The following is a 24,954-nucleotide window of genomic DNA, read 5'->3' as shown; positions in this document are numbered from 1 at the left end:
CCACAAGCAGCGCGAAGGCGCGGCCGCCCGGCTGGGCGGCCGCGCCTTCGCGTGTTCCGGTTCCGCCGGGCGGCTACCCCTTCGCCGGGGGGCGGCCGACCTTGGAGGAGATGGAGGAGAGGGCCGAGCGCGGGGCCAGCTTCGCCAGGCTCGACATCGCCTTGTAGCGCGGGTCCGGGATGGACAGCGACTTGCCCCGGGCGAAATCCTTCAGCGCCGCCGTGACCAGCCGGTCCGGGTCCAGCCACATCCAGCTCGGCACGCTGTCGTGTTTGATCCCCGCCCGCGCGTGGAACTCCGTACGGACGAACCCAGGGCACAGCGCCATCAGCCGCACCCCCGAGCTGGCCAGGTCCTTCGCCGCGCCCTGCGTGAACTGCACGACCCACGCCTTGCTCGCCCCGTACGTCCCGCGCGGGAAGAAGGCCGCGACCGACGCCACATTGATCACCCCGCCGCGTCCGCGGTCCCGCATCGTCCCGGCCCCCGCGCTGGTCAGCCGCAGCACCGCCTCGCAGTGCAGCTTCAGCATCCGCAGCTCATCGGCGATCGGCACCTCCAGATAGCGGGCGCGGTTGCCGAAACCGGCGTTGTTGACGAGCAGATCGACCGGGTGGGTACGGTCCTTCAGCCGGGCCTCGACCGCAGCGATCCCGTCATCCTCGGAGAGGTCCGCCACCAGCACGTCCGCCTCCACGCCGTGCCGGTCGTGCAGATCCGCGGCCTGCTCCCGCAGCCGCTTCTCATCGCGTGCGACGAGCACCAGATTGTGCCCGTCGGCGGCGAGCCGGCCCGCGAAGGCGGCGCCGATGCCCGCGGTGGTTCCGGTAATCAATGCAGTCGTCATACGCGCACGTTATCGGCCACGGCGGGCCCCGGCGGACCGCCGAGCGGCGCCACGGGCGATCTGCGCCGGAATGAGCGCTTCCGTCAGTCCACTTCCGTCAGATCGCCTGCGTGGACCGGTACTTCAGGGCGGTCTTCCGCGCCTCCGGATGCAGCGCGTCACCGGCCGCCAGTACCCTCGGCAGCAGCTCCCGCTCCGTGGTCTCGGCGCGGAAGAGGAACGCGACCGTCACCTCGTGGTCGGGCCGGTGCACGATCTCGACGGGGTCGCCCGAGCGGATCTCGCCGGGCTCGATCACCCGCAGATAGGCACCCGGGACGGCGGCCTGGGTGAACCGCTTGAGCCACCCCCGCTCGCCCAGCCACCCGGCGAACGTACGGCACGGGATCCGCGGTGAGGTCACCTCCAGCAGCAGTTCGCTCCCCACCCGCCAGCGCTCGCCGACGAGGGCGCCGTTGACGTCGATACCGCTGGTGGTGAGGTTCTCGCCGAAGGCGCCGTTGACCAGCTCGCGGCCCAGCTCCCGCTCCCAGACGTCGAGGTCCTCCCGGGCGTAGGCGTAGACGGCCTGGTCGTCGCCGCCATGGTGGCGGAGGTCGCAGACCGAGTCACCGGCCAGACCGCTTCCGGCCCGGCCCTTCGGCCCGGGGGCCGCGACCCGTACCGGTCGGTCGACGGGACGCTTGTCGATTCCGGTGCCGGCGGGGCAGTCGGTGTGGGCGCTCGGCATCGCGCGGCCGATGTTCACGGTGAGGACGGCTGAGGGGTGTGGAGTATGCGGCATGACCGCACCGTAGGACAGCGGGGGTCAAACCGTCGACGTAATATCCCGGCCCGTACCCAAGGGTCCCTTATGCTCAAGGCATGATCGAGGCCCGCCATCTCAGGGTGCTGCGCGCGGTGGCCGCCACCGGCTCCTTCTCCGCCGCCGCCCGTGAGCTCGGCTGCACCCAGCCCGCCGTCAGCCAGCAGATGAAGGCCCTGGAGGGCGCCGCGGGCACCCCGCTGCTGATCCGCAGCGGACGCGAGATGCGGCTGACCGAGGCGGGCCGGGCGCTGGTGCGGCACGCCGGCGGGATCCTGGCCGGGCTGACCGCCGCCGAGGAGGAGGTCGCGGCGATCGCCGGGCTGCGCTCGGGCCGGGTGCGGCTGGTGTCCTTCCCCAGCGGCAGCTCGACCCTGGTGCCCATGGCCCTCGCCGAGATGCGCGCGGCGCATCCCGGGACGCGGGTCTCGCTCGTGGAGGCCGAGCCGCCGGGTTCGGTGGAGATGCTGCGCTCGGGCGACTGCGAAATCGCGCTGGCCTTCCGGTATCCGCAGGTGAGCGCGGCGGCGGAGGCGGCTTCGGGAGGCGGCGGCGAGTGGGACGACCTGGTCCTGCGGCCGCTGCTGAGCGATCGGCTGGTGGGCGTGGTGCCGGAGGGGCACAAGCTGGCGGGCGCCGGGGCGGTGGGCATCGCCGAGCTGGCCGGGGAGCCGTGGATCGCGGGCTGCCCGCGCTGCCGGGGGCATCTGGTGGAGGTGTGCGAGTCCGAGGGCTTCACCCCGCGCATCGACTTCGCGACGGACGACTATCCGACGGTCGTCGGCCTGGTCGGGGCCGGGCTGGGGGTCGCCGTGCTGCCCGAGCTGGCGCTGGAGTCGGTGCGGACCAAGGGCGCCACGACGCTGGAGGTGGAACCGGCGGTGCGCCGGGAAGTGGTGGCGCTGACCCTGCCCGACCTCGCCCGCGTCCCGGCGGTGGCGGCGACGCTGGACCGGTTGGAGCGGGCCGCCCGCAGATGAGCGGCGCGCGCACTCCCCGCGGGCCGTCCGCGCATGCGCCGGGTGGTGACAGGCCGGGTGGTGACAGGCCGGGTGGTGACAGGAGGAACGTTTCTTCAGCTGACCGTGATCAAGCCGCGATCAGGATCCCGGAGCCCCCGTGCCGGCGACCGCGCGATGCCGCGCCCGCCCCATGAGCTCCTCGCGCTCGTCCTCGGTCAGCCCGCCCCACACTCCGTAGGGCTCGCGTACGGCAAGGGCGTGGGCCGCGCACTGCGCCCGTACCGGGCAGCGCATGCACACCTCTTTCGCCGACATCTCGCGTGCGCTGCGGGCAGCGCCGCGCTCCCCCTCCGGGTGGAAGAAGAGCGAGCTGTCGACCCCGCGACACGCGGCCAGGAGCTGCCAGTCCCACAGGTCGGCATTCGGGCCGGGAAGACGGGAGAAATCTGCCATTGCCTTATCTCCTCGAAGCGATCGGCTGCGGACGCTGTGTCCTGGGTCGTACACCTGGGGTGTAAGTAGATGTAAATATGACTCATTGCGAATCTAGCCACACAGACCACCAAATTGGAAGCAAGGTCGCCAAATGCCACCGAAGGGACTGCCTCGGGGGCTGCCCTATGGGGGAGGCGCGAGGGACGCGACCGGCGCGACGAAGCTGCTCCGTGTCCAAGCCCTCACGTAGAGTGCCGAAGGTGGCCGCCGAACCCCGTAACTCTTTCGGGTGACCGTCGTTGAGAGTGCGGAGGCGGTTGATGGGTAAAGCTCTCGGACAGACATCCGGGGCTGTCAATCGCTCAGGTGACGATATGTACCAGCCTGGAGGCTCAAGGTGACGCGCATCAGCTGCGGAGGGCGGCCATGACATCCGTCCTCGTCTGCGACGACTCCCCGCTTGCCCGAGAGGCGCTGCGCCGCGCGGTGGCGACCGTGCCCGGCGTCGAGCGTGTGACGACGGCGGCCAACGGCGAGGAAGTCCTCCGCCGCTGGGGTGCCGACCGCTCGGATCTGATTCTGATGGACGTACGGATGCCCGGTCTCGGCGGGGTCGAGACCGTGCGGCGGCTGCTCTCCGCCGACCCCGGCGCCCGGATCATCATGCTCACGGTCGCCGAGGACCTGGACGGAGTGGCGCTGGCCGTGGCGGCCGGTGCCCGTGGCTATCTGCACAAGGACGCCTCGCGCGCCGAACTGCGCGCCACCGTGACCCAGGCGCTCGCCGACCCCACCTGGCGGCTGGCCCCGCGCCGGCTGCGCTCGGCCGAGATGGGCGCCGCGCCCACGCTCACCGCGCGGGAGATCCAGGTCCTCGAGGGTATGAGCCACGGCCGGTCCAACGCGGAGATCGGCCGCGAGCTGTTCCTGTCCGAGGACACGGTCAAGACGCACGCACGCCGGTTGTTCAAGAAGCTCGGCGCGTCCGACCGGGCACATGCGGTGGCCCTCGGGTTCCGCTGGGGTCTGGTCCGCTGATCCGGCCACGACCGTTCTGACGTGCTGCGCAGCGGGGGCGCTACGGTCCCCGCCCGTCGGTTGGCGGGCGGGGCGAAAGCGTGCGCGGCGAGCGCTGTGGTGGTGGCCTGTATCAGTTCCCCGCGCTATGCCGCATCCTTGAAGGTGTGGAGTTCCTCGGGGACGAGTCGGTCGGGCGTGAGGGGAGAGCGCAGGACGTGACGACAGCCGGCGCACCTGCTCATAACGCTTCAGCGCACAACTACGGACGCGATGCCACGGAGCCCCCGGGCCCGAGGCACCATGGATGGATGCCGCGCGACGACGAGAGCCCAGGAGCCCCCAAGGGAGCTCCCGGGGGCACGGGGGCGATCGGCTCCCTCGTCGGGCGCGCGGTCGAGGGGGACGAGCAGGCCACCCACGATCTGCTGGCCCTGGTTCACCCGCTGGCCCTGCGTTACTGCCGTACGAGGCTGTCCCGACTTCCGGGTGATGCCCGCCACTTCGTGGACGACCTGGCGCAGGAGGTCTGTCTCGCGGTGCTGTGCGCGTTGCCGCGCTACCGCGACACCGGAAAGCCCTTCGAGGCGTTCGTCGTGGCCATCGCCTCCCACAAGGTCGCCGATCTGCAGCGGGCCGCCATGCGCCACCCGGGCTCCACGGCCGTCCCCTCGGACGAGATGCCGGAGCAGCCGGACGATTCGCTGGGACCCGAGGAGCGGGCGCTGCTCAGCAGCGACGCGGAGTGGGCCAAGAAGCTGCTGGCCAACCTTCCGGAGAACCAGCGCGAGCTGGTGCTGCTGAGGGTCGCGGTCGGGCTGACGGCGGAGGAGACCGGGCAGATGCTCGGGATGTCCCCCGGAGCGGTGCGGGTCGCCCAGCACCGGGCGCTGAGCAGGCTGCGCGCGCTCGCCGAGCAGTGAGCCCCGGGCCCACCGGAGTTCCGATCGGCTCGTTACCTTGTTGTGCCTTCCGCATTCAGCAGCTCGCTGAGAAGTTATCCACAGGGCGGAATGAGGCACTCGGGGAGCCCGTTAGCATGGGAGTCCGCGCTGGGGCAAGACCATTGGAAGGGTGTCATGACTGACAACGTCGACGGAGTGCCTGAGAAGTTCGCCATGCTCGGGCTGACGTACGACGACGTGCTGCTGCTGCCGGGCGCCTCCGAGGTGCTGCCGAACGCGGTCGACACCTCGTCCAGGGTCTCCCGGAACGTGCGGGTGAATGTGCCGCTGCTGTCCGCCGCCATGGACAAGGTCACCGAGTCCCGGATGGCCATCGCCATGGCCCGGCAGGGCGGCGTGGGCGTGCTGCACCGCAATCTGTCCATCGAGGACCAGGCCAACCAGGTCGACCTGGTCAAGCGGTCGGAGTCCGGTATGGTCACCGACCCGATCACGGTCCGGCCGGACGCCACGCTGCACGAGGCGGACGCGCTGTGCGCGAAGTTCCGCATCAGCGGTGTGCCGGTCACGGACGCCGTGGGCAAGCTGCTCGGCATCGTCACCAACCGTGACATGGCCTTCGAGGTCGACCGGGGCCGTCAGGTCCGCGAGGTCATGACCCCGATGCCGCTGGTCACCGGCAAGGTGGGGATCTCCGGCGAGGACGCGATGCAGCTGCTGCGCCGCCACAAGATCGAAAAGCTGCCGCTGGTCGACGACGCGGGTGTGCTCAAGGGCCTGATCACGGTCAAGGACTTCGTGAAGGCCGAGCAGTACCCCCACGCGGCGAAGGACGCGGGCGGCCGGCTGGTCGTCGGCGCCGCCGTCGGCGTCGGCGACGAGTCGTACGAGCGGGCGCAGGCGCTGGTCGAGGCCGGGGCCGACTTCCTGGTCGTGGACAGCGCGCACGGCCACAGCCGGGGCATCCTCGACATGATCGCCAAGATCAAGTCCAATATCGCGGTCGATGTGGTGGGCGGCAATGTCGCCACCAGGGACGGTGCCCAGGCGCTGATCGACGCGGGGGTGGACGGGGTCAAGGTCGGAGTCGGCCCGGGCTCGATCTGCACCACGCGCGTGGTCGCGGGCATCGGCGTACCGCAGGTGACGGCGATCTACGAGGCCGCCCGCGCCTGTCACGCCGCCGGGGTGCCGCTGATCGGCGACGGCGGTCTGCAGTACTCGGGCGACATCGCCAAGGCGATCGCGGCCGGTGCGGACACCGTGATGCTGGGCAGCCTGCTGGCCGGCTGCGAGGAGTCGCCGGGCGAGATGGTCTTCATCAACGGCAAGCAGTTCAAGTCCTACCGGGGCATGGGCTCCCTGGGCGCGATGCAGACGCGTGGCCAGGCCCGCTCGTACTCCAAGGACCGCTACTTCCAGGACAACGTCCTGTCCGAGGACAAGCTGGTCCCCGAGGGCATCGAGGGCCAGGTGCCCTACCGCGGTCCGCTGGCCTCGGTCGCGCACCAGCTGGTGGGCGGTCTGCGGGCGTCGATGGGCTATGTCGGCTCGGCCAATGTGGCGGAGCTGAAGGAGAAGGGCCGCTTTGTGCGGATCACCGCCGCGGGCCTCAAGGAGAGCCACCCGCATGACATCCAGATGACCACCGAGGCGCCGAACTACTCCGGCCGTTGATCCACGCTGTCCGCTGATCCGTGCTGTCCGCGCCGTCCGCGCCGTTCACCCGGGCGATCTCGCGACGGTGCGGGCAGGGATACTGGGACGGCTGTTCGTGAACAGGGAAAGGCACCCACGTGACTGAGATCGAGATCGGGCGCGGCAAGCGCGGCCGCAGGGCGTACGCGTTCGACGACATCGCCGTTGTGCCGAGTCGTCGCACCCGGGACCCGAAGGAGGTCTCGATCGCCTGGCAGATCGACGCCTACCGCTTCGAGCTGCCGTTCCTGGCCGCGCCGATGGACTCGGTGGTCTCGCCCCGCACCGCGATCCGCATCGGTGAGCTCGGCGGCCTCGGGGTGCTCAACCTCGAGGGGCTCTGGACCCGTTACGAGGACCCGGAGCCGCTGCTGGCGGAGATCGCCGAGCTGGACGAGCGCACCGCGACCACCCGGATGCAGGAGATCTACGCCGAGCCGATCAAGGAGGAGCTGATCGGCCAGCGCCTGAAGGAGGTGCGGGACGCGGGCGTGGTGACCGCCGCCGCCCTGTCCCCGCAGCGCACGGCGCAGTTCTCCAAGGCCGTGGTGGACGCGGGGGTCGACATCTTCGTGATCCGCGGCACCACGGTCTCCGCCGAGCATGTCTCCGGCGCCGCCGAGCCGCTCAATCTCAAGCAGTTCATCTATGAGCTGGACGTCCCGGTGATCGTGGGCGGCTGCGCCACCTACACGGCCGCGCTGCACCTGATGCGCACCGGCGCGGCCGGTGTGCTGGTGGGCTTCGGCGGCGGCGCCGCGCACACCACCCGCAATGTGCTGGGCATCCAGGTGCCGATGGCCACGGCGGTCGCCGATGTCGCCGCCGCCCGCCGGGACTACATGGACGAGTCCGGTGGCCGCTATGTGCATGTGATCGCCGATGGCGGCGTCGGCTGGAGCGGCGATCTGCCGAAGGCCGTCGCCTGCGGCGCGGACGCGGTGATGATGGGCTCCCCGCTGGCCCGGGCCACCGACGCACCGGGCCGCGGTCACCACTGGGGCATGGAGGCCGTGCACGACGAGGTGCCGCGCGGCAAGCGGATGAACCTGGGCACGGTGGGCTCCACCGAGGAGATCCTTCTCGGCCCCTCGCACACCACCGACGGTTCGATGAACTTCTTCGGCGCGCTGCGCCGCGCGATGGCCACGACCGGCTACTCGGAGCTGAAGGAGTTCCAGCGGGTCGAGGTCACGGTCGCCCCGTCGGCCCGCGACAAGCGCTGAGCGTTCTTCACGGGCCGGTTCCCGCAACCGGTTCGGCAACCGATTGAGCAAGGGGAAGGCCCCGACCGCCTCGCGGTCGGGGCCTTCCCCTTGCTGTGTTGCTCGCGGGCTCAGCGGTTGCTGATCCGGTAGGCGGTGCTGACCGCCGCGACCGGCGCGAGCGCCATGAAGATGTAGGTCAGCGCGTCGGAGTCTTCCTTCCACGACTTCCACAGGTCGCTGAAGTGGTCGAAGAAGATCTCGTTCGAGGAGAGGACCTGGCTGCTGGCGCCGCCGCCGATCTTGTCGGCGTAGTTGCTCATCACATCGTGCAGGATCATGGCGTAGCCGTAGAGCTCGCCGAGGAACACCGCGGCCAGGGCCAGCACCGCGCCGACCACCCACAGTCCCGTGTTGCGGCCGCCCAGCTTGGCGACCGCCAGACCGATGAGCGCGCCGACGACCACACCGGCGTACGCGAACTGCGTGACCTCCGGCGGGGTCTTGTCCGTGTCCGCCATCGCGCTCAGCAGGAACGCGTAGAGGAACGCGCCGACGATCGTGGCCACGAGGGCGGCGCCCACGGCCAGCAGCGGGTTACCGGGCCGGCCGGCCGGCGGCGCGGGCGGCGGGAAGCCGCCGCCGTACTGCGGCTGAGGCTGCTGGGGCTGCTGCGGCTGGCCCTGCGGGTAGCCGTAGCCGGGCTGCTGCGGGGAGCCGTACCCACCGGCCTGCTGGGGCGGGGCGGGCTGCTGCGGATAGCCACCCGGCTGCTGCGGGTACCCGCCTGGCTGCTGTGGCTGCTGCCAGTTCTGGCTCATGGAATTCCCCCGGGGATGAAGGTGTTGAGACCGCGTTCCGTGGACAGCTCGGCTGATGAGCGGCTGCGGGCTGGGAACGCGGAAGGAAACTATCGAGCCATAAAACTAACAGGCAGGCATGACAATCAGACAAGTCGTGTCTGACGTCCGTGACATGGCTGGGACCGGACGGAGACACGTTGGCCCGGCATATGCGGATTCGTCGCCGCTATTCGGTGACGCGCTTCGCGACGAGGTAACTTTCCGCTCCCGCCACGGCGTAGAAGGTGATGTCGTTGCGCCCCAGGATGTGATCGCGCCAATAGTCCGCCACCAGCCCGAAGTGCTTGATCAGGGTGTCGGCGGTGGGCCAGGAGCTCTCGTCCCCCATCAGCACCGCGGCGCCGATCAGTTGCGCCAGCGAGACACTGACCACGGCCAGCGGTATGCCGATGAGCGCCAGCAGCGGCGCCCGGCCGCCCAGCTTGCCCAGTGCGGCGCCGGTCAACAGCCCGATGCACAGCGCCCAGTAGCCGACCTCCTGGCCGCGGTGGCCGATTTTGCCCTGGATGAAGCCGAAGACCAGGGCTCCGAGCAGGGCCGCCGCGATGCCCGCCGCGAGGCCACGGGCCGGACGTGGGGCCTGAGCTGCGGAGGAAGCGGACACGATCATGCCCGCAAGGTAGCAGTGGCATGGCCGCACGGTGGTGCGAATGACATCGGTGCCGGGACAGAATCCGGCATAAGCAATAATGTCAACTTATGGCGCAGAACAAGTCGTTCAATGGGCGTGACATGGGTATCGACCTCGGCACCGCCAACACACTGGTGTACGTCCGGGGCAGGGGCATCGTGCTCAACGAGCCGTCGGTTGTGGCCGTGAACACAGTCGACGGCAGTGTGCTGTCGGTGGGTTCGGCGGCCAAGGAGACCATGGGGCGGACACCGACGAACATCGTCGCCGTGCGGCCGCTGCGCGATGGCGTGATCGCCGATTTCGAGATCGCCGAGCGCATGCTGCGGTACTTCATCAAGAAGGTCATGGGCAGCCGTCGGCTGGCCCGGCCCCGTGTGGTGGTCTGTGTGCCCTCCGGGATCACCGGCGTTGAGCGGCGCGCGGTGATGGAGGCCGCCACCCAGGCCGGGGCGCGTCAGGTGCATCTGGTCGAGGAGCCCATCGCGGCGGCGATCGGCGCGGGGCTGCCGGTGAGCGAGCCGACCGGCTGCATGGTCGTCGACATCGGCGGCGGTACGACGGAGGTCGCCGTGGTCTCGCTGGGCGGCATCGTCACCGCGCGGTCGGTGCGCACCGCGGGCGACGCGATGGATGTCGCGATCAGCTCCTATGTGAAGAAGCAGTACGCGCTGGCGATCGGTGAGCGGTCCGCCGAAGAGATCAAGGTCTCCATCGGATCCGCCTCGCCCACCGGGCCGCTGTCCGTACCGCGGGTCTCGGAGTCCGTCCGGCGGCCCGAGCGGAATGTCGAGGTGTTCATCCCGGGCCAGAGCGAGGACAACGAGGACACCCAGGCGCTGCTGCCGCCGGACCGCTGCACCATCCGCGGCCGGGACCAGGCGACCGGGCTGCCCAGGGTGCTCGAACTGACCTCGGACGAGGTGCGGCACGCCCTCGCCGAGCCGGTGGACAGCATCGTCGCGGCGGTACGGGCCACGCTCGACGAGACCCCGCCGGAGCTGGCGGGCGACATCATGGACCGCGGCATCGTGCTGACCGGCGGCGGGGCCCTGCTGCGCGGCCTGGACGTACGGCTGGGGCGCGAGCTGAACATCCCGGTGCTGGTGGCCGACGACCCGCTGGACTGCGTGGCCATCGGCACCGGCCGCTGCGTGGAGGACTTCGCCTCCCTGCGCACCGCGATGGACGCACGGCCCCGTCGGCCGGACGTCGTGCGGGTCTGACGTCCGGGCCACCCGGGCCGCCCCCGCCCCGGGTGGCCCGGCGGGTCTCCCCGGGGCGGCGGCCTTGAGCGTGCGGCCTCGTCCCCGGCGTGGTGGGCTGGTGACACCGCGTCGGTTTGGTGCGGCGCGGGCGGACGACAGGCGCGGGCGTCGAGGTGGTGGTCGTGGGGCGCGGCAGGACGTACCGGCGGGCGGTCGTCGCGACCGCCACCACGATCCTGGCCGCGATCACTTCCATGCTGTCGACGCCCGCCGGGGCAGCGGCGATGGTCCTGGCGGACGGCCGGGAGGTTCACGGCGCGGCCATGGCGACGGCGCAGGACCGCGTGCCGTACGGAGCCGTTCCGGCGAACGGCCGCGGCGCTCAGGGCGCCACGACGGCGCGGCGCCGTGGGGCTCACAGCGCCGCCCCGGCGAACGGCCTGGAGACTCGCGCCGCCACGCCGCAGGGCCGTGGGCATTACGGCGCTGTTCCGGCGGATGGCCATGGGGCTCATGGCGGTACCACGGCGGACGGCCGAGAGGCTCGGGCCGCCACGCCGCGCGGCCGTGGGTCTGACGGCGCCCCCATGGCCCGCGCCCCCTCCCGCCGGTACCCCGTGTCCGTCGAGCTGGCCTCCCTCACCCCTGCCGTGATCCGTCAGGGCGGCGAGCTGAGGATCAGCGGGCGGGTCACCAATACCTCCGGGCGGCGGGTCGGGGCCGCGCGGATCGGGGTGCGGATCGGGGCCTCCGGGGCGATCGACACCCGGGGCGGGCTCGCCACCGTGGCCCGTCGTACGCCCCTGACCCGGGCCGACGGCCCCGAGGTGGCCGACCGCACGGCCCGCCTCGCCCCGCTCCCGACCGGCGCCGAGCGGGGCTTCCGGCTCACCGTGCCCGTCCCCGACCTGGAGCTGGACGGCGCCGGGGCGTACGCGCTCACCGTGCAGGTCGTCCGGGCGGACGGCGCGGGCGCCGGGGCCGTGCTCGGGCTGACCCGCACCCATCTGTCCGCGTACCCCGACGCCACCCGGCTGGAGCCGCTGCGCACCACCGTGCTGTGGCCGGTGCTGGACGCCCCGCGGATGGAGGCGCTGACCCTGCGCACCCAGGACAGCGTGCTGCCGGTCTTCCGCGACGACCAGCTGACCGCCGCCTTCGGGCCGGGCGGGCGGCTGCGGCGGCTGGTCGAGATGGGCAAGGGGCAGCCGGTCACATGGGTCCTCGATCCGGATCTGATCGTCCAGGCGCGGGCCATGGTCGCCGGGTACCGGGTGGCCCGTACCCCGGGCGACACCGATCCGCAGCGGGCCACCGAGGGGAAGGGCGGTGAGGCGGCGGCGGGCTGGCTGGCCGCGCTCCGGGCGGCGGTCCGGGGCCGGGAGGTGGTCGCGCTGCCGTACGCGGATCCGGATCTGGCCTCGCTCGCGCGTGGCGGCGGGGCCCCGCTCGCCGGGCTGCTGCGCCGGGCCTCGCGCACCGGCCGGAGCGTGGTGGACCGGGCGCTGGGCGTCCACGCGCGCGCCGGTGTGGGCTGGCCCGCGGGCGGCGAGCTGGACGACGGGATCGCCCGGTACGCCAAGGGGCTCGGCCTGGACACGGTGCTCGCCTCGGGCGCCGGCGTGGCCTCCGCCGGTGAGCTGGTCTCGGAAGGGGCCACCGACGACGGCGCCGTCTCGCTCGAGGGCGGCACGACCGCGCTGCGCTACGACGCGGCGATCGCGGCCCAGCTCTTCGCGAGCCACCCGGCCGCGGGCGCCTCCGGCGCGCCCGCCCGGCTGCGCTTGCGCCAGCGGCTGCTCGCCGAGACCCTCACGGCCGCGCGGGAGCTGCCGTACGCCCGCCGCGAGCTGGTGATGGTGCCGCCGCGCCGGATGCCGCTCGCGGTCGCCCGGGTGCTGCTCACGGTGGTGGCCGAGGGCCGTAAGGCGGGCTGGCTGGAGCCGGCCGGGTTCGCGGCCGCGCTGCGCAAGCCCACGGCGGGGCGGCTGCGGGGCTTCGACGGCTATCCGCTCGCGCGCCACGCCTCCGAGCTGCCGCCCGCCCTGCTCGCGGTGGTGGTCCGGGACCGGCTGCGGATGCGGGCCCTGGCCAAGGTGCTGTCGGACGCGCGGGCCACCACCGCGTCCGTACGGGCCGCGCTGGCCCGTTCCGTCGCGACCGCCTGGCGAGCCGACCAGGCGGGCGCCGCCTCGTACCAGCGGGGGGTGTCCCGCTATCTGACCGCCTCGATCGCGTCGGTGCGGCTGGTGCCGAAGTCCACGGTGGTGGTGACCGGGGGTTCGGCGACCATTCCGGTCACCGTCGACAACGGCCTCCAGCAGGGCCTCACCGGGGTGGAGCTCCGGGTCCTCTCCAGCCGCCCCGAGCGGCTGACCGCCCGGGACCGCGCGATGCCGGTCCAGGCGTCGCGGGCGGTGAGCCGTACGGTGCGGATCCGGGTGGAGGCGTACGCGAACGGGCCGGTGCGGCTGACCGCCCAGCTCTACACCACCACCGACGGCCGTCCCTGGGGCGCGCCGATGACGTTCACGGCGGATGTGCGGTCGGTGCCGTCGGGAGCGGTGATCTTCGTGCTGGGCGGGACGGCGCTGATCGTGCTGGCGGTGGCGTTCCGGCTGCGGCGTACCCGGACCCGGTGACGGCGGGGTCCGAACCCGGTCCGGGCGGCTCTCACAGCCGGTGGGCCGTCCCCGCCGGTCCCGCGCCCCGGGTGTCCAGCAGCAGCTGGGCCTTCACCGACAGCCCCTGGAGGTCGTAGGTGCGGTGCGGCTGGAGCAGGACGGTCAGGTCCGCGTCGGCCGCCGCCTCGTACACCGAGTCGGCGCGCTCCACCTCGCGCCCCAGCACCCGCCAGCGTGTGACGTACGGATCGTGGTAGCTGAGCCGGGCGCCCAGCTCGATCAGCCGGGAGGCGATCTCCCGCGCGGGCGAGCCCTCGGCGTCGGCGACGTCGGCCTTGTAGCCGACGCCCAGCAGCAGTACGTGCGCGCCGCGCGCCGACTTCCCGTACTCGTTGAGCAGGGCCGTGCAGCGGCGCGTGACATAGCCCGGCATCCGCCCGTTGACCTGCTGCGCGAGCTCCACCATGCGCAGGGGGATGCCGAGGCCGCGCTGCGGGTCGGCCATGTGCCCGTGGTCGACCGGTACGCCGTGGCCGCCGACGCCGGGGCCGGGGCGGAAGGACTGGAAGCCGAACGGTTTGGTCTCGGCGCAGCGGACCACGTCCCACACATCGACGCCGAGGTCATGGCAGTACACCGCCATCTCGTTGACCAGGGCGATGTTGACGTGCCGGTAATTGGTCTCCAGGACCTTGACCGTCTCGGCCTCGCGCGTGCCGCGGGCCCGGACGACCTTCTCGGTGAAGCGCCCGTAGAAGGCGGCGGCCGCCTCGGTGCAGGCGGGGGTGAGGCCGCCGATGACCTTGGGGGTGTTGGCGGGGCCGTGGGCGCGGTTGCCCGGGTCGTGGCGGCAGGGGGAGTAGGCGAGGTGGAAGTCGCGCCCGGCCCGCAGCCCGGATCCCTCCTCGAGAAGTGGACGGAGGAATTCCTGGGTGGTGCCGGGGTACACGGTCGACTCCAGCAGAACGGTGGTGTGCGGGCGCAGCCTCGCCGCGAGCGTACGGGCCGCCTCGCCGACCGCCGACAGATCCAGTCTGCGGTCGTCCCCGAGCGGAGTCGGGGCGCAGATCACAGCGGTGCGGACGCGGCCGAGCTCGGCGGGGTCGGCGGTGATCCGGAAGCCCTGGGAGGCCATCCGGCGCAGCTCGGCGGCGGAGAGCAGGCCCTCGCCCGAGCCGGCGGGCAGCCGTCCGGCCCGGAGGTCGTGGGCCGCGCGCGGATCGGGGTCGTAGCCGACGGTGCGGATGCCGGCGGCGGTGGCCGCCCGGGCGAGAGGAATACCGAGATGACCGAGTCCGATGACGGCGAGATCTGCGGGCATGACGTCGTGTCGTCCTTCCCGGGACGATGTCGGATGGCGCAAAGGCAGACTAAGCGGAAATATGACTCGTATTCAGTATTGGTGAGGGGTGTTGGCACGGTGTCGCGTCGATGGCCGGAGCAGCGGCATGGCATGGAGGGGAGAAAGCCAGGAAAATCGGCAGGGCGGCGTGGCGTCGATCACAACGGGAGGCAGCGGTGAAAACACCGGCACTGGGACCGGCCGAGCGCGGCGAGGCGCTGGCCCGAATGGCGGACCGTGAGCTCGATGTGCTGGTCGTGGGCGCCGGAGTGGTCGGCGCGGGCACCGCGCTTGACGCCGCGACGCGGGGCCTGGAGACCGGTCTGGTCGAGTCGCGGGACTGGGCCTCCGGCACCTCCAGCCGGTCCAGCAAGCTGATCCACGGCGGACTGCGCTATCTGGAGATGCTGGACTTCGCACTGGTGCGCGAGGCGCTGAAGGAGCGCGGGCTGCTGCTGGAGCGGATCGCACCGCACCTGGTCAAGCCGGTGCCGTTCCTGTATCCGCTGAAACACCGAGTCTGGGAGCGGTTCTACGCGGGCTCGGGCGTCGCGCTCTACGACACCATGTCGATCTCCTCGGGGCACGGCCGCGGACTGCCCGCCCACCGCCATCTGAGCCGCGGGCGCGCACTGCGCGTCGCCCCCTGCCTCAAGAAGGACGCGCTGGTCGGGGCGTTGCAGTACTACGACGCCCAGATGGACGACGCCCGCTACGTCACCACGCTGGTGCGCACCGCGGCGGAATACGGCGCCCATGTGGCCAACCGCGCGCGGGTGGTCGGCTTCCTGCGGGAGGGCGAGCGCGTGGTCGGCGCCCGGGTGCACGACTTGGAGCAGGGCGGTGAGTTCGAGGTCCGCGCCCGGCAGGTGGTCAACGCCACCGGGGTGTGGACCGACGAGACCCAGGCGCTGATCGGGGAGCGCGGCCAGTTCCACGTCCGGGCCTCCAAGGGCATCCATCTGGTGGTCCCCAAGGACCGCGTCCACTCCACGACCGGGCTGATCCTGCGCACCGAGAAGAGCGTGCTGTTCGTGATCCCCTGGGGCAGGCACTGGATCATCGGCACCACGGACACCGACTGGGACCTGGACAAGGCCCATCCGGCCGCCTCCAGCGCCGATATCGACTATCTGCTGGAGCATGTCAACGAGGTCCTCGCGGTGCCGCTGACCCGCGACGACGTGGAGGGCGTCTACGCCGGGCTGCGCCCGCTGCTGGCCGGGGAGTCGGACGCCACCAGCAAGCTCTCCCGCGAGCACACCGTCGCCCATCCGGTGCCGGGCCTGGTGGTGGTCGCGGGCGGCAAGTACACCACGTACCGGGTGATGGCCAAGGACGCCGTGGACGAGGCGGTGCACGGCCTCGACCGCCGCGTCGGGCCCTGTGTCACCGAGGAGATCCCGCTGGTCGGCGCCGTCGGCTACAAGGCGCTGTGGAACGCCCGGGAGCGGATCGGCCGGCAGCACGGGCTGCACGCGGCGCGGATCGAGCATCTGCTCAACCGCTACGGTTCGGCGGCGCAGGAGGTGCTGGACCTGATCGCGGGCGACGCCTCGCTGGGGAAGCCGCTCGCCGGGGCGGAGGACTATCTGCGCGCCGAGGTCGTTTACGCCGCCTCGCACGAGGGGGCCCGCCATCTGGACGACGTCCTCACCCGCCGCACCCGCATCTCCATCGAGACCTTCGACCGCGGTACGCGCTGCGCCCGCGAGGTGGCCGAGCTGATGGGGCCGGTGCTGGGCTGGGCCGAGGACCAGCTCGACCGCGAGGTCCAGCACTACGAGAAGCGGGTGGAGGCGGAGCGCGAGTCGCAGCGTCAGCCGGACGATCTGACGGCGGACGCGGCCCGGCTGGGCGCGCCGGACATCATCCCGCTGTAGGAGGAGGCCGGGTGTCTTACTGGCGAGGACGGCGAGGACAGAACTCGGCCTCGAGCAGGGACGTTTCGGCGGTCAGACCCGAGACGGCGGTGCTGTTGAGCCGGTAGGCGAGGCTGTGACGGCCGTCGGGGGCGGTCACGGCCAGCGCGTACGAGCCGTTGATCTCGCCGTTGTGGCCCCACAGCGTCACCCCGCACGCCAGCCGCACCGGGAACAGCCCCATGCCGTACCGGCCGTCGGAGGCGGAGGTGTTCCGCATCTGCCGCAGCTCGGCCCGGGGCACGACCTTGCCGTGCAGCAGACCGGGGAGGAGGCGGGTCAGATCGCCGAGCGTGGAGATCAGCTCCCCCGCGGCCCCGGCCGAGGAGGGGTTGAGGTCGGTGATATCGCGGCGGGCGCCACCGTCCCCGGCCCCGCCGTCCTGCGTGTACGCGCGGCCGTGCGGGTCCGGGAGGGTGGTGCGGGCCCCGGGGAAGGAGGTGCCGTGCAGCCGCAGTGGGGTGAGCACGTCGCGCCGGGCCTCGGTCGCGTAGGAGCGGCCGGTGACCCGCTGGACGACCATGCCTAGCAGCACGTAGTTGGTGTTGGAGTAGCGCCAGCCGGCCCCGGGCGCGAAGTACGGGCGGTGCGTGACGGCGGTCCGCACCAGGGAGGCGGGGGCACGGGTGCGGTCGGCCGCGGCGGACAGCTGACGCGCCAGCACCGGGTCGGCGGTGTAGTCGAACAGCCCGCTGGTCTGGTTCAGAAGCTGACGGATCGTGATGGCCCGGCCGTCGTTGCCCCGGCCGCGCACCAGCCCCGGGAGGTGCTCCTCCACCGTGTCGCCGAGGCCGAGCCGCCCCTGGGCGGCGAGACGCAGCGTCACCGCCGCGATGACGGTCTTGGTGAGGCTGCCCGCCCGGAAGTGGTCGTTCCGGTGGATCCGGCGTCCGGTGCGGACGTCCGCGACCCCCGAGGCGAGATACCGCGTGCCGCCGCCCTCCCGGCGGATGAGCACCGCGGCCCCCGGCGCGTCGCCCTGGGCCGCCAACCGCCGTACGGCGGCGCGCAGGACGCCGTCACGTCCGCCCCCGGCGCCCGGGCTCGCGCTCGGCCGCGGGTTCGCGTCGCGGCCCGGTTCGGTGGCCGCCGCGCCGCAGCCGGACAGGACGAGTGCGAGGGCGGTCGCGAGCGCCACGGCGGTCGGCATACGGCTCCGCCTGTGCCATCGTATGGCGGAGATGGGCATGACACGGACCTCCGTTTCCTGCGTACTTCCAGATGGTCGCAGGTACCGCGGCGGCCGCCACGCCGTGCCCCGGACCCGGGGCGGTTCCGGGTCCGCGGATGAGAGACAATGGACGCTCTCCCAGGGTGGGTTCAGGGTGGGTAGATTTGCAGAGGGGTCGCATGTCGGAGGCTGAGAAGACGCAGGGTTCGACTGGACGCCTCCTCGCCGGGCGGTACCGGCTCGGGGAGATCCTCGGTCAGGGCGGCATGGGCACGGTCTGGCGTGCGAGTGACCAGACCCTCGGCCGTACGGTCGCGGTCAAGGAGCTGCGCTTCCCGTCCAGCGTGGAGGAGGATGAGAAGAGACGGCTCATCACCCGTACGCTGCGCGAGGCGAAGGCGATCGCCCGGATCCGCAGCAACGGCGCCGTCACCGTCTACGACGTGGTCGACGAGGACGACCGCCCGTGGATCGTCATGGAACTCATCGAGGGCCGCTCCCTCGCCGACGTCGTCCGCGACGACGGCCCGCTGACCCCCAAGCGCGCCGCCGAGGTCGGGCTCGCCGTCCTCGACGTGCTGCGCGCCGCCCACCAGGCGGGCATCCTGCACCGCGATGTGAAGCCCTCCAACGTGCTGATCTCGGACGACGGCCGCGTCGTCCTCACCGACTTCGGCATCGCCCAGGTCGAGGGCGACCCGTCGGTGACCTCGACCGGCATGCTCGTCGGCGCGCCCTCCTACATCTCCCCGGAGCGGGCCCGCGGCCACAAGCCCGGCCCGCCGGCCGATCTGTGGTCGCTGGGCGGGCTGCTGTACGCGGCGGTGGAGGGCGTGCCGCCGTACGACAAGAGCACGGCCATAGCGACCCTGACCGCCGTGATGACCGAGCCGGTGGAGCCGCCGAAGAACGCGGGCCCGCTGGAGGAGGTCATCTACGGCCTGCTCACCAAGGACCCGGACCGGCGGCTCGACGACGCCGGGGCGCGGGCGCTGCTCGAGCACGTGGTGAACGGGCCCGAGCTGACCAAGGCCCCCGCCGACGCGACCCGCACGATGAGCCTGCCGCCCGCCCCGTCGAAGGAGGACGAGGCCGCCGCCGAGGCCAAGGAGAAGGCCGCCGCGGAGCGCAGGCGCGGCGCGCTGAAGTCGGTGCGCAACGCGGCCGCGGCCGCGGCCGCGAAGAAGGTGGGGGACAAGAGCGAGTCGGGGCCGGAGTCGGAGTCGGAGTCGGCATCGACGTCGGGTGCCAAGTCCGGGGCGAAGTCCGGAGCGAAGCCCGGGGCGACGTCCGGGGCGAAGTCCGGGGCGAAGTCCGGAGCGGCGGGCTCCGCGTCGGACGCCGCGACGCCCGAGGCCGCGCCCGCCCCGCGGCCCTCCCTGCCGCCGCGCGCCTCGATCACCGATGTGGTCCCCAAGCGCACGCTGATCATCATCGCGGTGGTCGTGGTGCTCGCCATCGTGGCCACCGTGCTCGCCGTCGTCCTGAACGACGGCGGGGACGGCGGCGACAAGGCCAAGGGCTCCTCCGGCGGCGACAAGTCCACCTCCGCCGGGGCCTCGGGGGGCTCCAAGGAGGACCAGGGCAAGGGCACCGACAAGACCGGCCAGTCGGGGGGCGAGTCGCCGAAGGCGGGGGACCCCGGCGGCAAGCAGAGCGGTCAGCCGGATGCCTCCAAGGGTTCGGACGACAACTCGGGCAAGGGCGGCGAAAGTGGCGACAACGGCGGTAAGGGCAAGGGCGACGGCGGTAAGGGCGGCCTGCCCGACGGCTACAAGACCGTCAAGAGCTCCGACTTCCCGTTCAGCATGGCCATGCCGGAGGGCTGGTCGGTCCACTCCGGGAGCTATTCCGGAAGCCGTAAGTACTACGGCGGCTCCAGCATTCCGCGTATTCAGATCGACTTCACCAACGCGCCGAAGTCTGACGCGGAGGCGGACTGGCGCAACGGCGAGGAGAACGCCCGCCGCACCATGTCCGGCTACAAGGGTCTCGGCATCAAGTCGGTGGACTGGCGCGGCTATCCGACCGTCGCGGACTGGGAGTTCGAGCGCGACCAGGACGGCAAGCGGGTCCGGGTGCTCAACCGCGGCTTCAAGGCGGACGGCAGCCATGGCTTCGCCATACTGATCACCTGCGAGGCGAGCAAGTGGGACGACAAGGAGTGCGTCACTCTCCGGCAGACCGCCTTCGACACGTTCAAGATTACGGACTGAACACTCCTGTCGGCGAAGCGTCGTTCGGGCACGTATCGTGAGAGGCCCTAGACTGTGCGCAGCCGCAGGAACCTGCCAAAACGACCATATTTGAAGGGTTTCAGCCTGCGCCGGCCACTGATGAGGGCGGCGTTGGTCGCGCGCTTGGGGAGGCGTCGTGGAGGAGTACGCGGGCCGGGTGCTGGCCGACCGCTACCGCCTGCCCCTGCCGCCCGCCGACGAGTACGAACTTGTCGAGACCCGCGCCTTCGACACCTACAGCGGACAGGAAGTCCATCTGCGGCAGATACCGCTGCCGGAGGTCGTCGACGCGGAAGTCGTGGGCGACGACACGCGGTGGGGTGGCGGGCCGTCGGGGCGGAACGGCACGTTCGCCGGTGCCGGGCGTACGGCCCGGGGCGGCGGTGACCCGGCCGTCCGGCGCGCCATCGCCGCGGCGACATCCGCCGCGCAGATCCCCGACCACCCCAGGCTCGGCCAGGTCTTCCATGTCTTCGCGGAGGCCGGAAGCCTGTGGATCGTCAGCGAACTGGTCTCCGGCCGCCCGCTGGCCGCGCTGCTCGCGGAGGGCACGCTGTCCCCGCACCGCGCCGCCGAGGTCGCCAACGACATCCTTACGGCGCTGCGCGCCCTGCACGCCCACGGCTGGGTCCACCGCAACATCACCGCCCGTACGGTGCTCTTGTGCGACGACGGGCGCGCGATGCTCACGGGGCTGGCGGCGGGCGCGGCGGAGGAGGCGCTGTGCGGCTACGACCCCGTTCCGGCCCCCGCGTCCTCACCCGCTGTGTCCGCCTCTGAGGATGGACCGTCGGCTGACGCCCCGGCCGCCCTGCCGCCGGGCCCGGCGGGTTCCGGAGATCATCCGGACGGGGCTGCCCAGGATCCGGCGGAGCGAGGGGCCGAAGGGCGCGCCGCCATCCCCGGGGCCCGTACGGCCGAGGGCGGCGAGGGGCGGCCGCACGGCGGCCCGCGCTACCACGACCAGGGCGCAGCGGGCGGCTTCCGGCCGCCGGGCGGTCCTTACGGTGGCCATGAACCGGCGGGCGCGACACGGCCCGACGAGCCCGCGGGCGTGGCCTGGCCCGACGAACCCGAGGGGGCGGCCTGGCCCGATGCCGAGGGCCGGGAACACGGCGGACAGGGCACATCGCCGGGCCTGCCCGAGCCGCGGTCACCTTACGGGGACCACGGGGCGATGGAGGCGAGTCCGGGGCCGGGTGCGGCGAGTTCGGCGGGACCGGGCGCAGATGACTCGGCGGGGCCGGGCGCGGGCGGTCCGGCGGACGTGGGCGGTCCAGCGGGCGCGGGCGGTCCGGCGGACGTGGGCGCGGGCGCCGGTGGTCCGGTGAGGTCCCGCCCTGGTGGTCCGGTGTACCGGGATCAAGTGACGTTCGGTCCGGGGGGCGGTGGGCCCATGGCGCCTTACCGGGACCAGGCGGCCGCCGGTGGGCTGCCCGGGCCTCGGCGAGCTGGACAGCCGGGACAGCCGGGACAGCCGGGGGACCGGGAGGGTGAATGGGGCGGCGCCGGCGCCGACGCGCCGAACGCGGCCGCGCGGGCGGCGCGGGCCAGCGCCATCGCCGCCTACGCGGCGGGCGCGCGAGCCGCCGCACGGGCCAACGTCGACGCGGCCACCCGCTCCCCGCACGCCCCCGAACCCGCCCCGACGCCCGCACCCGAGCCCGACCCGGGACCGGTGACCGGCGGCGCCCGCTGGCCCGGTCGGCCGGAGGCCGCGGAGAGCGCCCAGCCGACCGCTTCCGAAGTCCCGTCCGCCCCCGGAGGCGGCTCCTGGGACTCGGGCGGGGCCACCGGCGGCGGCCCCGCCACCGCGCTCGCCGCCGAACGCGCCCGCCAGGCCCGTATCGTCGTGGTCGGCGCCGTCACCGAGCGGTGGGCGCCCGAGCAGGCGGGCCCGGTCCATGAGAACTGGCGGCTGGCGCCCCCGGTCGGCCCCGCCGCCGATCTGTGGGCGCTCGGCGTGCTGCTGTTCCGCGCGGTGCAGGGCCATGCCCCGTACCCGGAGGAGAGCGCCGCCGAGCTGGTGCAGATGGTCTGTGGGGAGGCGCCCGCGTACGCGGAGGAGTGCGGTCCGCTGCGCCCCGTCGTCGAGTCGCTGATGCGCCAGGACCCCACCGAGCGCCCGGATTTCGAGGAGCTGCGCGGCTGGCTGCGGTCCCTGATCCGGTCGGCGCCCGAGCCGGACGTCGGCATCAGCACGGTCACGGTGCCCTCGCTCGGCTCCGGTGGCGCGTCCGACCCCCGGCGGCTGCCGATCGTCCGCAGGCGGGGCTGGCTGGTGCGCAGGGGCCGGGGCCGCCGCCCGGCCGCGGCGGCCGACGCGCCGGTGGGCCACGCGCGGCACCGGCGGGACAAGCGCGAGAAGCGGGAGAAGAGAGAGCCCCGGGAGACCCGGCAGGCGCCTCCGGCGCCCCCCACCCAGCGCAAGCCGCGCAAACTGGGGCGCATCCTGCTGCTTCTGATCCTGCTGGGGCTGGCGGCCGCGGTGCTCTACGCGATGATGTTCATGCCGCGCTCCAAGGACGACGGCGGCCAGGAGCGTACGGGTTCCGCCGGTGCGCCCAGCGCGGCGCCGCACGACCCCGCGGACGGCGACAAGGGCGACAGCGACGAGGGGGAGGCCGGAAAGCCCTCCGACCCCTCCGACCCCGGCGACCAGGAGCCGCAGTCCACCGACCCGGCCGGGCTGGCGAAGGGCTTCGCGGTCCGTAAGGACCCCAAGGGCTTCAAGGTAGCCGTCCACGAGGGCTGGACCCGCCGGGGCGAGAACGGCCGCGGCCAGATCCGCTACATCGGCGGCGACTTCGAGCTGGTGGTCGTGGCTGGGCGGGACAAGATGTCCGAGTTCGGCGGCGACCCGATGGCGTACCAGCAGGACCGCGAGGCCGAACTGTCCGCCTTCCGCGGCTCCTCCTGGGCCTCGTCCTCCGGGCTGCGGCGGATCGACGTCGGCCGTACGGCGATGGCGGAGGGCGCGTTCACCTGGCGCGACAGCAGCGGGCGGAATGTGTACGCGCGCAACCTCGCGATGCTGATCGACGGCCGCTACCACGTGGTCCTGGTCATCGGCCCGTCAGATGAGCGCCGGGCGGTCAACCAGTACTTCGACCAGGCCACGGCCACGTACAGCACGACCAACGGCTAGGGCGAACTTCCAGCCCCTCCGGCGTTTGAGGAGCGGGGTCTGGGACGGAGCCCCAGCTGTGGGAAGGGGCGGGGAGGGGGGAAGCACCGATATGCGGCTCCGCCGCGTGGCCCGCCGCAGGCGCCACGACCCGCCGGACACCCCCTAGGGCCCTTCTGACGGATCTCCGCGGCGTCGCGACGCCCGGGCACGCCCTCTCGCCGCACCGCACGAAAACCCAAGTAGCTCCGCTACGAGGGCCTCCGCGCGGCACGCCGAGAGCACGCACCGGACGCCGCTCCTTCTCCCACGGAGATCCGTCAGAAGGACCCTAGGCGACTCCCTCCGCGAACCGCTCCCGCAGCTGGTACTTCAGCACCTTCCGCAGCGTCTCGTTCCGGGGCAGGGCGTCCACCACCTCGAGCCGCTCCGGCAGCTTGTGCACCGACAGCCCGGCCCCCCGCAGATACGACACGACCTGGCCGAGCGTCAGCGCCTCCGCCCCGGCCGGCTGTTCCACGACGGCGCAGACCAGCTCGCCCCGGTCCGGGTCGGGCAGGCCGATCACCGCCACATCGCCCACGTCCGGGTGCTGGTACAGCAGCTGCTCGATCTCCTTGGCCGAGATGTTCTCGCCCTTGCGGATGATGATGTCCTTGACACGGCCGGTCAGCACCAGATGGCCGCTCTCCGTAAGGTGGCCGAGATCGCCGGTGAGGAAGAAGCCATCCGTGTCGAACGCCTTACGGGTCTCGGCCTCGTCCAGATATCCGGCGCAGACCGCCTCGCCGCGCAGCCGCACCTGACCGTCCACCACCCGGATCTCCATCTCCTTGGGCGGCCGGCCCTCGGTGGTGGCGAGGTTCTCGTCCGTGTCGTCCGGCGCTCCCATGGTGATCATGGGGACTTCGGTCATCCCGTAGCCGTGGGTGAGCGTGCAGCCCAGCTCCCGTACGACCTCGTAGTAGAGCTCGGGCGGCTTGGGCGCGCCGCCGCCCGCGAGGAGCCGCAGGGTGGGGATGAGCCGGCGCGAGGGGTCCTTGCGCTGCTCGGCCAGGAACATCGAGTAGAAGGCGGTGCTGCCGCCCGCGACCGTCACCCCGTGCCGCCGGTAGGCGGGCAGCGACTCGGGCAGCGAGAAGTGCTCGAGCAGCACGGCCGGGAAGCCGTAGAGCAGCAGCATCACGGTGTAGTCGGGCCCCGCGACATGGGCGTACGGGAAGGCCATGGACCCGATGTCGTCCGGGCCGAGCCGCAGCGCGTGGGCGAGGCAGGCACCGGCGGCGATGAGGCTGCGGTCGGTGTGCAGCACGCCCTTGGGGTCGGAGGTGGTGCCCGAGGTCCAGTAGATCCAGCGGACGGCCCGTCCGTCGGTGGGCGGCGGCGGCAGCCGCAGCGCCTTGGGGTCGGCCACCGGCAGCGTGTCGTACGCCTCGAAGACCGTCGGCGGCTCCGGCAGTTCGGCGGCCAGGCGGCGGGCCATCGCGGTGTGGTCGAAGCCGCGCCACCGGCCGGGTACGGCGAAGAACCGCGCCCCGGACTCGCGGAGCGCGAACCGGACCTCGCGGTCGCGGTAGTACGGGATGAGCGGGGTCTGCACGGCGCCCAGGCGGGCGAGCGCCATGGTCAGCACGACCGTCTCGATCCGGGTGGGCAGCTGCCAGGCGACCCGGCTGCCGGGGCCTATCCCCAGCCGGTACAGCCCGGCGGCGGTCCGCTCGGCGCGGGTGCGCAGGGCGCCGAAGGTCAGCCGCCGGTCGTGGCGGGCGGAGGCGGTGGCCTGGAGCAGGGCGGGGGCGTCGGGTGTGAGGGCGGCGCGGCGCTCGAGCAGCTCCCACAGCGTCGCCGAACCGCCCAGCTCATGCGCGATGTCGGTCATCCCGGCCTCCCGTGGGACGGTAGCTGACGACCCATCAGATAGTGCTCGAAGCGTAAGGGCGCGCGCCTTGTCGGTC

General features: G+C 72.7%; 18 protein-coding genes. 10 read left to right on the top strand and 8 right to left on the bottom strand.

All coding sequences use genetic code 11. From position 1 onward, the window contains the following. Nucleotides 1–73: 73 nt before the first annotated feature. Both ACMTAK_RS21935 and ACMTAK_RS21930 read right to left on the bottom strand, forming a co-directional pair. Nucleotides 74–847 (bottom strand): SDR family NAD(P)-dependent oxidoreductase, encoded by a 774-nt coding sequence (locus tag ACMTAK_RS21935; protein WP_413807801.1) that lies wholly within the window; start codon nt 845–847, stop codon nt 74–76. 97 nt (nt 848–944) lie between these two features. Then, complete coding sequence (locus ACMTAK_RS21930; protein ID WP_413807800.1) at nt 945–1,631, bottom strand: MOSC domain-containing protein; 687 nt, start codon at nt 1,629–1,631, stop codon at nt 945–947. Nucleotides 1,632–1,711: 80 nt separating this feature from the next. Between ACMTAK_RS21930 and ACMTAK_RS21925 the strand changes: the two genes are divergently transcribed. Next, nucleotides 1,712–2,632 (top strand): LysR family transcriptional regulator, encoded by a 921-nt coding sequence (locus tag ACMTAK_RS21925; RefSeq protein WP_413807799.1) that lies wholly within the window; start codon nt 1,712–1,714, stop codon nt 2,630–2,632. Between the two features lie 120 nt (nt 2,633–2,752). Here ACMTAK_RS21925 and ACMTAK_RS21920 read toward each other — a convergent pair whose 3' ends face one another. Further along, nucleotides 2,753–3,067: a WhiB family transcriptional regulator gene (locus ACMTAK_RS21920; protein ID WP_014054233.1), complete on the bottom strand. Its 315-nt coding sequence runs from the start codon at nt 3,065–3,067 to the stop codon at nt 2,753–2,755. 408 nt (nt 3,068–3,475) lie between these two features. Between ACMTAK_RS21920 and ACMTAK_RS21915 the strand changes: the two genes are divergently transcribed. From ACMTAK_RS21915 to ACMTAK_RS21900, 4 genes are all read left to right on the top strand, one after another. After that, nucleotides 3,476–4,087 carry a response regulator transcription factor gene (locus ACMTAK_RS21915; RefSeq protein WP_003948568.1) on the top strand — a complete coding sequence of 204 codons (612 nt, stop codon included), beginning with the start codon at nt 3,476–3,478 and terminating at the stop codon, nt 4,085–4,087. A gap of 290 nt (nt 4,088–4,377) precedes the next feature. Continuing rightward, entirely contained in the window at nt 4,378–4,989 is a 612-nt protein-coding gene (locus ACMTAK_RS21910; protein WP_413807798.1) for a sigma-70 family RNA polymerase sigma factor, read from the top strand. Nucleotides 4,990–5,145: 156 nt separating this feature from the next. Continuing rightward, nucleotides 5,146–6,648, top strand: a complete 1,503-nt coding sequence (guaB, locus tag ACMTAK_RS21905) for an IMP dehydrogenase (protein WP_086883681.1) — start codon at nt 5,146–5,148, stop codon at nt 6,646–6,648. Between the two features lie 119 nt (nt 6,649–6,767). Continuing rightward, nucleotides 6,768–7,895, top strand: coding sequence for a GuaB3 family IMP dehydrogenase-related protein (locus ACMTAK_RS21900; protein WP_037953000.1), 1,128 nt, complete (start codon nt 6,768–6,770; stop codon nt 7,893–7,895). 110 nt (nt 7,896–8,005) lie between these two features. On the opposite strand, the gene ACMTAK_RS21895 is transcribed toward ACMTAK_RS21900, so the two are convergent. Continuing rightward, nucleotides 8,006–8,695 carry a hypothetical protein gene (locus ACMTAK_RS21895; RefSeq protein WP_413807797.1) on the bottom strand — a complete coding sequence of 230 codons (690 nt, stop codon included), beginning with the start codon at nt 8,693–8,695 and terminating at the stop codon, nt 8,006–8,008. 208 nt (nt 8,696–8,903) lie between these two features. Then, nucleotides 8,904–9,347: a hypothetical protein gene (locus ACMTAK_RS21890; RefSeq protein WP_413807796.1), complete on the bottom strand. Its 444-nt coding sequence runs from the start codon at nt 9,345–9,347 to the stop codon at nt 8,904–8,906. Nucleotides 9,348–9,436: 89 nt separating this feature from the next. Between ACMTAK_RS21890 and ACMTAK_RS21885 the strand changes: the two genes are divergently transcribed. Together ACMTAK_RS21885 and ACMTAK_RS21880 are read left to right on the top strand one after the other, a co-directional pair. Beyond that, a complete protein-coding gene (locus ACMTAK_RS21885) occupies nt 9,437–10,594 on the top strand; it encodes a rod shape-determining protein (RefSeq protein WP_413807795.1) in 1,158 nt (385 codons plus the stop codon). 164 nt (nt 10,595–10,758) lie between these two features. Next, the gene (locus ACMTAK_RS21880; protein ID WP_413807794.1) at nt 10,759–13,218 is read left to right on the top strand and encodes a DUF6049 family protein; all 2,460 of its coding nucleotides are present in this window, start codon (nt 10,759–10,761) and stop codon (nt 13,216–13,218) included. A gap of 31 nt (nt 13,219–13,249) precedes the next feature. Here ACMTAK_RS21880 and ACMTAK_RS21875 read toward each other — a convergent pair whose 3' ends face one another. Then, nucleotides 13,250–14,521: a nucleotide sugar dehydrogenase gene (locus ACMTAK_RS21875; RefSeq protein WP_413807793.1), complete on the bottom strand. Its 1,272-nt coding sequence runs from the start codon at nt 14,519–14,521 to the stop codon at nt 13,250–13,252. A gap of 197 nt (nt 14,522–14,718) precedes the next feature. On the opposite strand from ACMTAK_RS21875, the gene ACMTAK_RS21870 reads away from it, so the two are divergent. Continuing rightward, on the top strand, nt 14,719–16,425 hold the full coding sequence (locus tag ACMTAK_RS21870; protein ID WP_413807792.1) for a glycerol-3-phosphate dehydrogenase/oxidase: 1,707 nt from the start codon (nt 14,719–14,721) through the stop codon (nt 16,423–16,425). Nucleotides 16,426–16,441: 16 nt separating this feature from the next. Here the strand turns inward: ACMTAK_RS21870 and ACMTAK_RS21865 are convergent, their stop codons facing one another. Next, complete coding sequence (locus tag ACMTAK_RS21865; RefSeq protein WP_413807791.1) at nt 16,442–17,614, bottom strand: serine hydrolase domain-containing protein; 1,173 nt, start codon at nt 17,612–17,614, stop codon at nt 16,442–16,444. A 200-nt stretch (nt 17,615–17,814) separates the two neighbouring features. Here ACMTAK_RS21865 and ACMTAK_RS21860 point away from each other — a divergent pair, with 200 nt between their 5' ends. Together ACMTAK_RS21860 and ACMTAK_RS21855 are read left to right on the top strand one after the other, a co-directional pair. Next, complete coding sequence (locus ACMTAK_RS21860; RefSeq protein ID WP_413807790.1) at nt 17,815–19,851, top strand: serine/threonine-protein kinase; 2,037 nt, start codon at nt 17,815–17,817, stop codon at nt 19,849–19,851. 157 nt (nt 19,852–20,008) lie between these two features. Further along, nucleotides 20,009–23,020, top strand: coding sequence for a protein kinase domain-containing protein (locus ACMTAK_RS21855; protein WP_413807789.1), 3,012 nt, complete (start codon nt 20,009–20,011; stop codon nt 23,018–23,020). A gap of 310 nt (nt 23,021–23,330) precedes the next feature. Here ACMTAK_RS21855 and ACMTAK_RS21850 read toward each other — a convergent pair whose 3' ends face one another. After that, nucleotides 23,331–24,878 (bottom strand): AMP-binding protein, encoded by a 1,548-nt coding sequence (locus ACMTAK_RS21850; protein WP_413807788.1) that lies wholly within the window; start codon nt 24,876–24,878, stop codon nt 23,331–23,333. Between the last annotated feature and the right edge of the window lie 76 nt (nt 24,879–24,954).

The sequence above is a fragment of the Streptomyces lacaronensis genome (assembly GCF_047337785.1).
Taxonomy (GTDB): Bacteria; Actinomycetota; Actinomycetes; order Streptomycetales; family Streptomycetaceae; genus Streptomyces; species Streptomyces lycopersici.
The sequence above is the reverse complement of the archived record's forward strand: the minus strand, read 5'-3'. Positions and strand labels throughout refer to the sequence as shown.

What these genes read in the sequence shown, in the direction of transcription:
- ACMTAK_RS21935 (WP_413807801.1), bottom strand. Translation starts at nt 847, where the DNA reads ATGACGACTGCATTGATTACCGGAACCACCGCGGGCATCGGCGCCGCC.
- ACMTAK_RS21930 (WP_413807800.1), bottom strand. Translation starts at nt 1,631, where the DNA reads ATGCCGCATACTCCACACCCCTCAGCCGTCCTCACCGTGAACATCGGC.
- ACMTAK_RS21890 (WP_413807796.1), bottom strand. Translation starts at nt 9,347, where the DNA reads ATGATCGTGTCCGCTTCCTCCGCAGCTCAGGCCCCACGTCCGGCCCGT.
- ACMTAK_RS21910 (WP_413807798.1), top strand. Translation starts at nt 4,378, where the DNA reads ATGCCGCGCGACGACGAGAGCCCAGGAGCCCCCAAGGGAGCTCCCGGG.
- guaB (WP_086883681.1), top strand. Translation starts at nt 5,146, where the DNA reads ATGACTGACAACGTCGACGGAGTGCCTGAGAAGTTCGCCATGCTCGGG.
- ACMTAK_RS21865 (WP_413807791.1), bottom strand. Translation starts at nt 17,614, where the DNA reads ATGCCGACCGCCGTGGCGCTCGCGACCGCCCTCGCACTCGTCCTGTCC.
- ACMTAK_RS21875 (WP_413807793.1), bottom strand. Translation starts at nt 14,521, where the DNA reads ATGCCCGCAGATCTCGCCGTCATCGGACTCGGTCATCTCGGTATTCCT.
- ACMTAK_RS21885 (WP_413807795.1), top strand. Translation starts at nt 9,437, where the DNA reads ATGGCGCAGAACAAGTCGTTCAATGGGCGTGACATGGGTATCGACCTC.
- ACMTAK_RS21915 (WP_003948568.1), top strand. Translation starts at nt 3,476, where the DNA reads ATGACATCCGTCCTCGTCTGCGACGACTCCCCGCTTGCCCGAGAGGCG.
- ACMTAK_RS21850 (WP_413807788.1), bottom strand. Translation starts at nt 24,878, where the DNA reads ATGACCGACATCGCGCATGAGCTGGGCGGTTCGGCGACGCTGTGGGAG.
- ACMTAK_RS21925 (WP_413807799.1), top strand. Translation starts at nt 1,712, where the DNA reads ATGATCGAGGCCCGCCATCTCAGGGTGCTGCGCGCGGTGGCCGCCACC.
- ACMTAK_RS21895 (WP_413807797.1), bottom strand. Translation starts at nt 8,695, where the DNA reads ATGAGCCAGAACTGGCAGCAGCCACAGCAGCCAGGCGGGTACCCGCAG.
- ACMTAK_RS21860 (WP_413807790.1), top strand. Translation starts at nt 17,815, where the DNA reads ATGTCGGAGGCTGAGAAGACGCAGGGTTCGACTGGACGCCTCCTCGCC.
- ACMTAK_RS21920 (WP_014054233.1), bottom strand. Translation starts at nt 3,067, where the DNA reads ATGGCAGATTTCTCCCGTCTTCCCGGCCCGAATGCCGACCTGTGGGAC.